We start from the raw sequence: 10,030 nt of genomic DNA on the forward strand, positions 1-10,030 counted from the left end.
GTCCCGGGCCTCGTCCTGGCGGACCTTCTCCGCGCCGGTGGAGATCTCAGCGCGGAGGTGCTCCGGGCCATACCCGAACGCGTCCACCAGGTCCAGGGCGTGCGGGCGGATCTTCACGAGCAGGCGGTTGATGTATTCGCCCACAGTGCGTCCGCGCTGCATCGACAGCCTGCCGTTCATGAGGTACCAGGACAGGTTCTTCTCGATCAGGGACAGGCCGAAGAGATCGCGCAGCCACGTCAGGACTTTGTGCGTGCCCGGGTCTGTCACCTTGCCGAGGGCCTCGGTAAAGGCCTCCCACTGCAGCAGTTCCGCATGGGCCTGGGCGGCTTCGATGAGTTCGTGCTGGTGGGCGTTGAACAAGGCGGCGCCCTGCTGCTGCGGGAGCTTGTTCGCGCCCTTGAGGGCCGTGGCCACCTCCGCGACCATGGTCTGGACGCGGTCCGTGAGCAGAGTTCGCTGGCTTGCTTCGTCCTTGATCGCCAGCGCTGCCTTCTGTACTGATCCGGTGTCGGCCACGAACTGGGCGACGCCGCGCAGTCCGGTGCGGTGGATCGCAGCACCGGTGGCCTGGCCCACGACATAGCGGGCCAGCACGCCGACGTTGACGGTGCGGAATTCCTTGGCGTAGTCCGCCAGCAGGCGCTTGGCGACCAGCTGCAGCAGGACCGTGTTGTCGCCTTCGAACGTGGCGTACACGTCGAGGTCGGCGCGGAGGGAGGCGAACCGGTTTTCGATCAGGAATCCCGCACCACCGCAGGCCTCGCGGCATTCCTGCAGCGTATCCAGGGCGTGCCAGGTGCTCAGCGGCTTCAGGGCCGCGGCCAGGGTTTCGAGGTCCTGGCGGTCCTGGTCGGTGTCGTGGCGGCCGGAGAAGACGTCGTCGAATTTCTGCAGCAGCTGCTCGCTGGCGAAGCTGGCGGCGTACGTGGTGGCCAGCCGGGTGAAGAGCCGGCGCTGGTGCCGCTGGTAGTCCAGCAGCACTTCCTCGTCGGTCTGCGAGGAGGCATTGAACTGCCGGCGTTCGGTGGCGTACTGGATGGCGGTTTTCAGGGCCAGCTTCGACGCCGTCACTGCGGCGCCGTCGAGGGAGACCCGGCCCTGGACCAGCGTGCCGAGCATGGTGAAGAAGCGGCGGCCCGGGCTGGCGATGGGGGACGTGTAGTTGCCCTCGGGGTCGACGTCGCCATAGCGGTTCAGGAGGTTGGTGCGGGGGATCCGGACGTTCGTGAAGTGCAGCCGGCCGTTGTCGATGCCGTTCAGGCCGCCCTTGACACCATCGTCCTCGCCCCCGATGCCCGGCAGGAACTCCTTGGTCCCGGGGTCCCGGAGGTCCATGTAGAACGCGTGCACGCCGTGGTTGACGCCCTTTGTCACCAGTTGGGCGAACACGACGGCGGCCAGGCCATCGGTGGCGGCGTTGCCGATGTAGTCCTTCCACGCTGCCCGGAACGGTGTGTGGACCACGAACTCTCCGGCGGCGGGGTCGTAGGTGGCGGTGGTGGCAATGCTGGCCACGTCCGAGCCGTGCCCGGTCTCGGTCATGGCGAAGCAGCCTGGGATCTCCAGGCTCATGATGCCGGGCAGCCATTTCTCGTGGTGTTCCGCGGTGCCGAGGTGGTTCACTGCGGAGCCGAACAGGCCCCACTGCACGCCGGCCTTGATCTGCAGCGACGGGTCGGCGATGACCAGTTCCTGGAAGCCGGCCACGTTGCCGCCGTGGTCATCGGAGCCGCCCACGGACTCCGGAAATGCGCGGTGGACGGCGCCATTGTCCACCAGGATCCTGAGCTGCCCGAAGACGCGTTGGCGGTGTTCTGTGTGGGTCTGGCCCTCGATCTTGTGCAGTTCCGGGCGGCCGGCGAGGCCCCTGGACTTCAGCCGGATGTCGGCCCACTTGCCGAGCAGCTGTTCGCCAAGGGCCGCGACGTCGACGGCGGGGGCCCCAGGGGAACCGGGCTGGCCGGAACGGCCGGCTGCCGTGGTTGCCGCCGGCTGTTGTGGTTGCGGCCGGCGGAGTGCGTTGCCGGTAGTGCGGTCGGCTAGTTCAGTCATGTCGTTTCCTTCTGTGGTTCTGACAATCTTTGGTGCTGACAGTTCAGGTCGCGGACGTGGGCCGGTGTGCCGCTGCTACGGCGCGCCCTGGCCTGCCGGGTCTGTTGCTTCCGTTTGTGCTGCTTCTTCTTCGGGACGAGGTGCCTGCAGCTCGGGGGCGATGCCGAAGCAGAGCCAATCCGTGATCTGCCGCGCCATGGCCTCCTGGCCGGGCTTCGCCGGTCCGGGCGGGCTGGCGAGCCACTGTTCGCCGGCATTCCGGACCAGCYCGATCGCGGCGTTGGGCCAGTAGCCGATCACGGCTTCCTTGTCCTGGCCGCCGCCCAGATGGCTGCGCATCGGCCGGGCAATCATGTCGCTGATGGCGGCGAAGAAGTGGCTCAAGGCTCCCGCAGTGGACATGGACGGGCCGGCCGTTTCGGGCTCGCCGGAAGCATGGCGCGTGACGAACGTGTAGACATTCGGGCTGGTCTCGGCCATTTGGAGGTACGCGGACACCATGGCGAACAGGCCTTCGCGGGGCGTCTGGGCGCTCTGGGCCGCCTCCTGGATGCGCCGCTGCATCTGGCTCAGGACCACCTCGCCCACGGCCTGCTGGAGTCCGGCTTTGTCGCCGAAATAGCGGTAAAACACGGACTTCGACGTTCCCGCGGCTGCGGCAATGTCCTCCATGGACGCATCGCTGCCGAGGGCATGCACCGCTTTCCGGGCCGACTTGATCAGCTCCCGCCGCCGTTCCTCGCGGTGGGACTGCCAGCGGGAAGCGCGGCCGTCGACGGCGGCCTGCCCGGCGGGCACGGTGGCTTTGGGGATGTTCACGATACCCARCGTATCAGGTACGCTGGGTATCGGTAATCGCTTTGATCGAAGGAGACAGCCCATGTCCGTCAACGGACAGTCAGTGCCCCGCCCCCAGCCAGCCGCCGCATCCGCCGCCGGGAAGACACAGCACGCCGGCGCAGGCCCGGCACAACTCCGCAAGGCCGTGGTCGTGGGCGGCAACCGCATCCCGTTCGCCCGGACCGGAGGCGCGTACACGAAGTCCTCCAACCAGGACATGCTCACGGCCGCCCTTGATGGCCTGATCGCCCGCTTCGGCCTGCAGGACGAACGGATCGGGGAAGTGGCTGCGGGGGCGGTCCTCAAGCACTCCCGGGATTTCAACCTCACCCGGGAAGCGGTGCTCGGCTCGGCCCTCTCCGCCGAGACCCCGGCGTATGACCTCCAGCAGGCCTGCGCCACCGGCCTGGAAACGGTGCTCGGCCTGGCGAACAAGATCAAGCTGGGCCAGATCGATTCCGCGATCGCCGGCGGCGTCGACTCCGCCTCTGACGCCCCCATCGCCGTCAGCGAGGGACTCCGCGAGGTGCTCCTTGACCTCAACCGCGCCAAGACGATGTCCCGGAAACTGCAGGTCCTCAGCCGGCTCCGTCCCAAGGATCTGGCGCCCGACGCCCCGAACACGGGGGAGCCGCGCACCGGCCTGTCGATGGGCGAGCACCAGGCGCTGACCACGGCGCAGTGGAAGATCACCCGCGAGGCCCAGGACGAACTGGCCTTCAACAGCCACCGGAACCTGGCCGCGGCCTACGACGCAGGCTTCTTCGATGACCTCCTGACCCCCTACCGGGGACTGAGCCGCGACTCCAACCTGCGCGCCGACACGAGCCCGGAGAAACTGGCCACCCTCAAGCCCGTTTTCGGCAAGAACCTGGGCGCCGAGGCGACCATGACGGCCGGCAATTCCACCCCGCTGACCGATGGCGCCTCCACCGTTCTGCTGGCGTCCGAGGAATGGGCCGACGCCCACGACCTCCCCAAGCTCGCCGCGGTGATCGACGGCGAGGCTGCCGCCGTCGACTTTGTCCACGGCAAAGACGGGCTGCTCATGGCCCCGGCCTTCGCGGTGCCGCGGCTTCTCGCACGCCACAATCTCAGCCTCGCGGACATCGACTTCTTCGAGATCCACGAGGCTTTCGCCGGCACGGTGCTCAGTACCCTCGCGGCGTGGGAGGACGACGAATTCGGCCGCACCCGCCTGGGCCTGGACGGCGCCTTCGGCAGCATCGACCGGGCCAAGTTGAACGTCAACGGCTCCTCGCTGGCCGCCGGACACCCGTTTGCGGCCACGGGCGGCAGGATCGTGGCCTCGCTGGCCAAAATGCTGCACGAAAAGGGAGACGTCAACGGGCGTCCGGCCCGCGGCCTCGTGTCCATTTGCGCCGCCGGCGGCCAGGGCGTCGTCGCAATCCTCGAAGCACTCTAGGGAGAACCGGATGAGCGACAAGTACACCCGGCTGGTCAGCCACGGAATCGGCAAAGACCTCGCCAAGCGGCTCGGCCTCCCGCAGCCAGTGGTCCTCCGGCGGCACGAGCCCGGCCGCCCCCTCATCGACGGACCGGTCCTGGTCCAGGGATCAACCGGCGGCGCCGACGAGCTCGCCGCCACCCTGCTGGACTGGGACCTCGATGTCCGTCGACACGCGATACCCAAGGAGAAGCTCGGCGCCATCATCCTGGTGCTGGACGAGCTGGCCCACCCCGGCGATCTTGAGAAGACGGTCCTCACCGCCGCCGCCTCGCTGCGTGACCTCGCCCCGAACGCCCGCGTCATCACTATGTCCCGCACGGCGGGCTCGGCCACGGAACCGGCAACGGCGGCTGCCAGGCAGGGCGTGGACGGTCTCCTGCGGTCTTTGGCGAAGGAACTCCGTRCCGGCGCCACCGGCAACGGCATCCTGCTCGCCGACGGCGCCCGGACCACGAGCCCGGCAGCACTGGGGGCGCTGAGGTTCTTCCTCTCGGGCCGCTCGGCGTTCGTAGACGGGCAGTTCCTGACCGTCAGCTCCGGCGCCGGCCAGCTGCCCGACGACGTCGAGAAGCCGCTGGCCGGCAAGGTGGCCGTGGTGACCGGCGCAGCGCGCGGCATCGGGGCCGCAATTGCCCGCACCCTCTACCGCGACGGCGCCACACTCATCCTCGTGGACATTCCGGCGGCGGGAGAGCATCTGGCGGCAGTGGCCAACGAGGTCCATGGGACGGCCCTGCAGCTGGATATCAGCCGCGACGACGCCGGCCAGCGGATCATCGACCACGCCGCGGCACGGCATGGCCGGCTGGACATCATGATCCACAACGCAGGGATCACCCGGGACAAGCTCCTGGCCAACATGGACGCCGGCCGCTGGAACTCCGTGCTCGCGGTCAACATCGCCGCGCAGCTGCGGATCAATGAGGCCCTGCTGGCCTCGGAGCACTTCCGCGACTCGCCCAGGATCGTGTCCGTGGCCTCCACCAGCGGGATCGCCGGGAACCGCGGCCAGACCAACTATGCCGCGTCCAAGGCCGGCGTGATAGGCATGGTCCGCGCCACGGCGGCGCTGATCGGCGAACGCGGCGGGTCCATCAACGCCGTTGCGCCCGGCTTCATTGAAACGGAGATGACCGCCAGGATCCCGTTCGCCACCCGCGAAGTGGCGCGCCGGCTCAACTCCCTGCAGCAGGGCGGCCGGCCGGGCGACGTCGCCGAGGCCATCGCGTTCCTGGCCAGCGACGCCGCGGGTGGGATTTCCGGGGAGGTGCTGCGCGTCTGCGGGCAGAACCTGGTCGGCGCATGAGCGGACCCCAGACCGTCATCCTGGGCGAGATGCCCGCACTGTCCAAGCTCTACGTCAACGCAGCGGCCGCCGCGGCACGGCGCCGGGTCCTGGGCACCCACGGCGGCACCGAACTGCCGGCCTACACCCACGAGGTCCGTGGCGTGAAGGCCGACGTCGCCAACCTGACGGCCTTCCAGCACCTGATCGGCGAGAGCGCGAGCGACGTCCTGCCCGCCGGCTTCATCCATGCCCTGGCGTTTCCGCTGGCCATGAGCGTGATGAACCGGGACGATTTTCCGCTGCCCCTGCTGGGCATGATCCATCTGACGAACACCGTGGTGCAGTCCGCGCCGGTCCTGTTCACCGAGGCCCTGGATATCCGGGCCCGGGTGGAGAACCTCCGCGGCCACCGGGCGGGCACCCAGCTCGATGTTGTGGCCGAGGTCCACGCCGCCGGCCAAGATGAAGTCCGCTGGCGTGGGGTCTCGACCTACCTGGCCAAGGGGGTGTTCCTTCCGGGGATCGACAAGGCCTCAGTGGCCGTGCCGCCGCCGCCATTCTCCGTGCCGGATCCCACGGCCCTGTGGCAGCTGGGCGTCGATACCGGGCGTGCCTACGCGGCTGTGTCCGGGGACTTCAACCCCATCCACCTGAGCGTCCTGACCGCCAAGGCCCTCGGGCAGCGGCGGTCCCTTGCCCACGGCATGTACCTGGCGTCCCGGGCGCTGGCCGACGTCGGTGCCGTCCGGGGGGATTCGTTCCGCTGGGAGGTGGCCTTCGAGGCCCCCGTGTTCCTGCCGGCCCGCGTGGCGCTCGACATCAGCACCGTGCAGGCGGACGGCGGCGGGTGGGAGCGCTCGGACTACGTGGCATGGAACCCGCTGTCCGGGCGCCGGCACTTCAGCGGCTCTGTCTCGGCGCTGCCATAGCCGGCGCTGCCACAGCCGGGCAGGACAGACAGACCGACCGGGTCAGACCGGGCCGCCCCGCCGGCAGACGGAGAGTATTTCCTAGTCTGCCGGCGCCGTGGCCGGTTTGGCCTCCGGCCGCCCGGGCGTGGCCACGCGCAGCATGCGGTGCAGGCTCAAGAGGATGGATTCGACCGCGCTCGGGGCGTCCGTGCTGTGCTGCTCGGAGCCAATCCGGGCGGCCAGTTCGCTGATCGCCGCATCGGCGGCAGCCGCCAGCTCGGTCTGGCGTTCGGGCTGTTCCTCTTCCAGAGCCCGCAGCACGTCGCCGACGGAAGCCATGGCGTCCCCGAGGGGCACTGCGTATTCGTCGGGCACCACAAAGGGGGTGTCCTCGGCCCAGATGACATCCGAGAGCACTTGGGTCACGTCCTGGACGTGGAAGGTCAGGCGCTCGAGATCCCGCAGGTTCCGGTAGTCGAGGTTCAGGTCGCGCGGATGCAGGTGGCGTCGGGGATTTGCCTGGCGGCTGGCGTCGGCTTTTTCGACGGCGAGCCGCACGGAGCGGGCGTGGGCTGCGAGCGCTTCCGAGCGGCGGGACCAGTCAACATGCTCCGGCGGCCAGCTTTCCTTCAGCGCCTTGCCCATGTCCCAGAGTTGCTGGGCGAGGGCCTGGCGCAGTTCCGCGATACTTAGCTCTGCCGCCCGGAAGTGCAGCGGCGGGAAGACCAGCAGGTTCACGACGATGCCCACCGTGACGCCGACGCCCATCTGGAACAGGTATCCGAAGGAGAACGTGTCCGGATTATGGCCGCCGACCAACAGCACCAGGAGCGCCGCCGTCGGGATCCAGTCCCGGCCCGAACCGATCTTGGGTAGGCCGGCGAGGATAACGCCCAGTCCCATGACCACCGCGACCGTCCACGGCGACGGCGAGCCGAGGCTGAACAGCATGAACGCAAGGCCCACCCCGATCGCCAGTCCGACGAGCGTCTGGACGCCCTGCCGCATGGAGCCGGCAACGTTCTCGTACATGGCCACCAAGGCGCCCAGCGGGGCGTAGTACGGATAGTCGGCCGCTGAGCCCGGCATGAAGGGTGCGATCGCGAAGGCGACGCCCGCGGCCAGCCCGGCTTTCAGGGCCAGCTGCAGCCGGGGCCACAGCACCGCCGCGGCGACAGCGCTGCCCGCGGTGCGGGTCCATCGGCGCAGCAGGGAGGGCGGGTTGCCGGCTTGCTTTTCTGGAATGGCCATTCGGCTCACCCTATGGCCGGGAGGCTCGTGCGACAACTGGACGAACCCCGGAGCGGGCCGCCCAAGCCGAAACGGGGCCGGTCAGGACGCCGCGTGGGCGGCCCGCCGCACCGCCGCGGACAGCCGCTGGGCCCGCCCCTCGGTCCGGCCWTCCTCGCTGCGGCGGGGCACATACCCGAACCCGAGGCCGTAGCCGGGATCCGCGAAGCCGAGGGCCGCGTTCGCTCCCTCGTGCCCGAAGGCCAGCTGGCTGCCGAAGTTCCGCCCAGGCTGGGGTTTCATGAACACGACGGCAAAGGCGTTGTCCTGCCCGGAGCACCGGTCCAGTCCCCAGACCTGCTCAGCGGCCATGAGCTCGATGGTGGCGGGGTTCAGGAAAGCGGGAACGCCGTCCACTCCGGTGGTGGCGGCGGCGTAGAGCCTGGCCAGCCCCTCGGCTGACCCCACACCACCTGCGCTGCTCATACCCGAGGCGCGCACCAAGCGGTGGTTGGGCAGTTCCATGATGGTGCTGACCGGCGCGTTGCTGTTCAGCCCGTCGAGGCTGAGCGGGTCCAGCCACGGCTGGGCCGGGTCAGGGTCGTAGAGCACCTCGCGGTACCGGGGTTCCTGGTCCTCGGGCAGGCCCAGGAAGAAGTCGATGCCCCACGGGCGGCGGATGCGTTCGTCGTAGAGCCCCTGCAGCGTCATCCCCGTGACGCGGCGGCAGAGCTCCTCCATCAGGATCCCTATGGTCAGGGCGTGGTAGCCGAAGGCCGTGCCCGGGCGCCACAACGGCGCCGAGGCCGCGAGACGCCGCGCCGCGGCCGGGGTGGCGAACTCCGCCAGGGGAAACCCGCCGGCGACGCCGGGCAGCCCCGCCTGATGGGATAGGGCCTGCCGCACCGTGAGCCGGTCCTTGCCGTGGACGCCGAACTCGGGCCAGTAGGACGCGACGGTCCGGTCAAGGTCGAGCCGGCCGTCCTGGACGAGGAGGGCGATGACGAAGGCGGCGACTCCCTTGGAACAGGAGTAGGTGCCCGTGATGTCGCCGGGGACGAATCCCGGTCCGCCGCAGAGGTCCAGCACCTTGGTGCCGTGGTGGTAGGCCGACAGCTGAGCGCTGTAGCCCGGATCCTCGGAAAGGAAAGAGTCGAAGAGCTCACGCACACCCGCAAATCCGGGCGCGGCAAACCCGGCCGCACCGGCCGCTGTCGGCATCAGGCTGCGCCGTGTCCCGGGGCGACCTCTTCGCCGGCCCGGACCGGTCCGGGCGGCGTTCCGACGCCGAACGGCCGGCCGCCGAGGGATTCGCGGCCGTGCTCCGAGAGCCAGTTGCCCAGTTCCGGTCCGCGCGGGACCACTCCGGTGGGATTGATGTCCTCATGCACGATGTAGTAGTGCTGCTTGATCTGCACAAAGTCGGTGGTGTCGCCGAACCCTGGCGTCTGGAACAAGTCGCGCGCGTAGGCCCACAGGACCGGCATCTCGCTGAGCTTTTGCCGGTTGCATTTGAAATGGCCKTGGTACACGGCGTCGAAGCGGGCCAGTGTGGTGAACAGGCGGACGTCGGCCTCCGTGATCGTGTCGCCCACCAGGTACCGCTGGCCCGCCAGGCGTTCCTCGAGCCAGTCCAGGGCAGTCCAGAGCCGATCGTAGGCAGCGTTGTAGGCCTCCTGGGAACCGGCAAAGCCGCAGCGATAGACGCCGTTGTTCACCTCGGTGAAGACACGCCTGTTGACGGCGTCGATTTCTTCCCTGAGGTGCTCCGGGTACAGCTCCGGCGCGCCKGCGCGGTGGTACTGGGTCCACTCCGTGGAAAAGTCGAGCGTGATCTGGGGGAAATTGTTGGTGACTACCTGCCCGCTGGGGACGTCCACGATTGCCGGGACGGTAATCCCGCGGGGGTAGTCGGGGAAGCGGCGGAAGTAGGCGTCCTGGATGCGTTCGATTCCGAGGACGGGATCCCTGCCGTCCGGGTCGAGATCGAACGTCCAGGACCTGGCGTCATGGGTGGGGCCGGGCTGGCCGAGCGAGATGACCGCCTCCAGGCCGAGGAGCCGGCGCACGATCACCGTGCGGTTGGCCCACGGGCAGGCGCGCGCTGCGATGAGGCGGTAGCGGCCAGGTTCCACGGGCCAGCCGGGCTCGCCGTGGGCGCCCGTGGCACCGTCCCGGGTGATCCGGTCCTCAATGTAGTTGGTATCCCGGGTGAATTCCTCGCCGCCGGTCACA

Annotated in this window: 8 protein-coding genes; 3 read left to right on the top strand and 5 right to left on the bottom strand. The window is 69.2% G+C overall.

Going from position 1 to position 10,030, the window contains the following annotated elements:
- Together AC1D1S_RS15745 and AC1D1S_RS15750 are read right to left on the bottom strand one after the other, a co-directional pair.
- Positions 1-2,055 (bottom strand): acyl-CoA dehydrogenase family protein (locus AC1D1S_RS15745; protein ID WP_476994879.1); only part of this gene is annotated, 2,055 nt, incomplete at its 3' end.
- Between the two features lie 75 nt (positions 2,056-2,130).
- The gene (locus tag AC1D1S_RS15750; protein ID WP_476994880.1) at positions 2,131-2,874 is read right to left on the bottom strand and encodes a TetR family transcriptional regulator; all 744 of its coding nucleotides are present in this window, start codon (positions 2,872-2,874) and stop codon (positions 2,131-2,133) included.
- A 61-nt stretch (positions 2,875-2,935) separates the two neighbouring features.
- Here AC1D1S_RS15750 and AC1D1S_RS15755 point away from each other — a divergent pair, with 61 nt between their 5' ends.
- Genes AC1D1S_RS15755 through AC1D1S_RS15765 form a run of 3 tightly spaced genes read left to right on the top strand, consistent with a single transcriptional unit; the run spans position 2,936 to position 6,583 of the window.
- On the top strand, positions 2,936-4,321 hold the full coding sequence (locus AC1D1S_RS15755; RefSeq protein ID WP_028275556.1) for an acetyl-CoA C-acetyltransferase: 1,386 nt from the start codon (positions 2,936-2,938) through the stop codon (positions 4,319-4,321).
- A gap of 10 nt (positions 4,322-4,331) precedes the next feature.
- Positions 4,332-5,672 carry a 3-oxoacyl-ACP reductase gene (locus AC1D1S_RS15760; RefSeq protein ID WP_476994881.1) on the top strand — a complete coding sequence of 447 codons (1,341 nt, stop codon included), beginning with the start codon at positions 4,332-4,334 and terminating at the stop codon, positions 5,670-5,672.
- Positions 5,669-6,583, top strand: coding sequence for a MaoC family dehydratase (locus AC1D1S_RS15765; protein WP_476994882.1), 915 nt, complete (start codon positions 5,669-5,671; stop codon positions 6,581-6,583). The genes AC1D1S_RS15760 and AC1D1S_RS15765 overlap by 4 nt, the downstream gene beginning before the upstream one ends.
- A gap of 81 nt (positions 6,584-6,664) precedes the next feature.
- On the opposite strand, the gene AC1D1S_RS15770 is transcribed toward AC1D1S_RS15765, so the two are convergent.
- From AC1D1S_RS15770 to AC1D1S_RS15780, 3 genes are all read right to left on the bottom strand, one after another.
- Complete coding sequence (locus AC1D1S_RS15770) at positions 6,665-7,816, bottom strand: FUSC family protein (protein WP_476945131.1); 1,152 nt, start codon at positions 7,814-7,816, stop codon at positions 6,665-6,667.
- Between the two features lie 81 nt (positions 7,817-7,897).
- On the bottom strand, positions 7,898-9,016 hold the full coding sequence (locus tag AC1D1S_RS15775; RefSeq protein WP_476994883.1) for a serine hydrolase domain-containing protein: 1,119 nt from the start codon (positions 9,014-9,016) through the stop codon (positions 7,898-7,900).
- The gene (locus tag AC1D1S_RS15780; protein WP_476994884.1) at positions 9,016-10,029 is read right to left on the bottom strand and encodes a glutathione S-transferase family protein; all 1,014 of its coding nucleotides are present in this window, start codon (positions 10,027-10,029) and stop codon (positions 9,016-9,018) included. Before AC1D1S_RS15780 ends, AC1D1S_RS15775 begins: the two co-directional genes overlap by 1 nt.
- Between the last annotated feature and the right edge of the window lies 1 nt (position 10,030).

The organism is Arthrobacter sp. P1_A5 (assembly GCF_056406825.1).

Bases quoted from the DNA above. Each gene is read 5' to 3' on its own strand.
- AC1D1S_RS15755 (WP_028275556.1), top strand. From the start codon at position 2,936: ATGTCCGTCAACGGACAGTCAGTGCCCCGCCCCCAGCCAGCCGCCGCA.
- AC1D1S_RS15765 (WP_476994882.1), top strand. From the start codon at position 5,669: ATGAGCGGACCCCAGACCGTCATCCTGGGCGAGATGCCCGCACTGTCC.
- AC1D1S_RS15770 (WP_476945131.1), bottom strand. From the start codon at position 7,816: ATGGCCATTCCAGAAAAGCAAGCCGGCAACCCGCCCTCCCTGCTGCGC.